The organism is Streptomyces misionensis (assembly GCF_007896895.1).
GTDB classification, from domain to species: domain Bacteria; phylum Actinomycetota; class Actinomycetes; order Streptomycetales; family Streptomycetaceae; genus Streptomyces; species Streptomyces misionensis_A.
The window spans coordinates 1-2,266 of the sequence record NZ_VOGW01000086.1 but is presented as its reverse complement, the minus strand read 5'-3'; the positions used below and the strand labels follow the sequence as shown (position 1 = coordinate 2,266).

2 protein-coding genes are annotated in these 2,266 nt (G+C 75.5%); both read right to left on the bottom strand.

Annotated features, from left to right (window positions below; translation table 11 throughout):
• Nucleotides 1-67 precede the first annotated feature (67 nt).
• A complete protein-coding gene (locus FRZ03_RS14740) occupies nt 68-1,471 on the bottom strand; it encodes a dipeptidase (RefSeq protein ID WP_146465610.1) in 1,404 nt (467 codons plus the stop codon).
• A 47-nt stretch (nt 1,472-1,518) separates the two neighbouring features.
• Nucleotides 1,519-2,266: PD-(D/E)XK nuclease family protein (locus FRZ03_RS14735; protein WP_146465609.1), on the bottom strand; the 748-nt coding region annotated here is incomplete at its 5' end.

Sequence of the window (2,266 nt, the reverse complement as noted above, 5' to 3'; positions counted from 1 at the left end):
GGGCGGGGGCGGTCCTTCCAGTGTGCCCCTCGCCCCGGCGCCTCCGTGCCGGCCCGGTGCGGGCCGGTCAGGGCGTGGGCCGCCAGTTCTCGGCCAGGTCGGCCCACAGGTAGGCGCTGGTCTCGACGCCCTTGAGGAGGAGATCCAGCTCGACCTTCTCGTTGGGCGCGTGCCAGCCGTCGGAGGGGACGGAGATCCCCAGGAAGAGCACGGGACTGCCGAGGACTTCCTGGAGGTCCGCGGCGGGACCGGAGCCGCCCTCGCGGGTGAAGCGGACCGGGCCCTCGAAGGCGCGGCCCATCGCCCGGGCCACCGAGCGCAGCGCCGGGTGGTCGAGCGGGGTCAGACAGGGGCGGGTGGCCGAGCCGAAGTCGATCTCGGCCCGGATTCCGGCGGGCACCTGCTCGGCGGCCCAGGCGCGGACCGCCTTCTCGACGTGGTCGGGGTCCTGCCCGGCGACCAGCCGGAAGGACAGCTTCACCATGGCCGAGGCCGGGATGATGGTCTTGCTTCCGGGGCCCTGGTAGCCGCCGCCGATGCCGTTGACCTCGGCGGTCGGGCGGGCCCAGATGCGCTCCAGGGTGGTGAGCCCGGCCTCGCCGTGGGTGGCGCGGGACTTGGCGGTGCGCAGCCAGCGCTCCTCGTCGAAGGGCAGCTCGGCGAACAGTTCGCGCTCGCGCTCGGTCAGCTCCACGACGCCGTCGTAGAAGCCGGGGACGGCCACCCGGCCCCGCTCGTCGTGCAGGGCGGCGACCAGGCGGGCGACGGCGGTGGCCGGGTTGGGCACGGCGCCGCCGAAGGAACCGGAGTGGATGTCCTGGTCGGGGCCGTACAGCCGGATCTCGCACTCGGCCAGGCCGCGCATCCCGGTGCAGACGGTCGGGGTGTCCTCGGCCCACATGCCGGTGTCGGAGACGATCACGGCGTCGGCCGTGAGGCGCTGCGCGCGCTCCTCGACCAGGGCCCGGAAGTGCGGGGAGCCGGACTCCTCCTCGCCCTCGATCAGCAGCTTCAGGCCGACCCCGGGGGCGGTGCGGCCGGTGGCGGCGAGGTGGGCGCGCACGCCGAGGGTGTGGAAGAACACCTGGCCCTTGTCGTCGGCCGCGCCGCGCGCGTAGAGCCGGTCGCCGCGCACGACCGGCTCGAAGGGCTCGCTGTCCCAGCCGTCCTCGCGGGCGGCGGGCTGCACGTCGTGGTGGCCGTAGACCAGCACGGTGGGCGCCTCGGGGTCGCCGGAGGGCCACTCGGCGAAGACGGCGGGGGCGCCGTCGGTGGGCCACACCTCGACGGTCGGGAAACCGGTCTCCCGCAGCTTGGCGGCGAGCCAGTCGGCGCTGCGCCGCACGTCGGGCGCGTGGTCGGGCTGGGCCGACACGGAGGGGATGCGCAGCCATGCGGCGAGGTCGTCGAGGAAGGCGGCGCGGTGCTGCTCGATGTACGCGCGGACGGCGCTGTCCGGGGTCTGGCTCATGCTCACGAGCCTATCGGCCCGCACGGGCATCCTCGGCGGGCGGTTCGTCACACTCGCGGTGGGCGCCATGTCACGTCCGGTGCCGGCCCCGCTCCGCCGGGTGCCGGGTCCGGGTCGCCGCCGAGCAGCCGCTCCAGTGCGGGCCGGTCCGGCAACTTTGCGGGGCGTACGACCTCGCCGGTGCGCACGTACAGGAACGCGGCGGTGACCGAGTCGAGCGGGACGCCCTGCTGCTCGGCCCAGGCCAGCCGGTACACGGCGAGCTGGAGGGGGTCGGCGGTGTGCTCCCGGCCGGTCTTCCAGTCCACGATCTCGTACGTCGCCGCCGCGCCCTCACCTGTCCGGTAGACGGCGTCGATCCGGCCGCGTACGACCCGCCCGGCGAGGGTGAGCTGGGCCGGCGCCTCGACCCGGTACGGCGTGCGCCGGGCGTACTCGGTGCGCTCGAAGGCCTCCTTCAGCGCCTCCAGGTCCTCCTCGTCGGCGATCTCGGCGTCGCCGCCGGGCAGCTCGTCGGGCTCCAGCAGGGGCAGCGCCAGTTCCTCGTAGCGGGACTCCACCCAGGCGTGGAACCGGGTGCCGCGGCGCGCGGCCCGCTGCGGGGGGCGCGGCATGGGGCGCGCGAGCTCCTGCGCGAGCGCGTCCGGGTCCTCGGCCAGCAGCAGCAGCTGGGTCGCGGTGAGCGTCACGGGCAGGGGGACGTCCGTGACGGTGCGGCGGGCCAGCAGCAGCTCCCGGGCGAGCGCGTCGAGGTCGCGGTCCCAGGAGGCGATCAGACGGGTCTCCTCGGGGGTG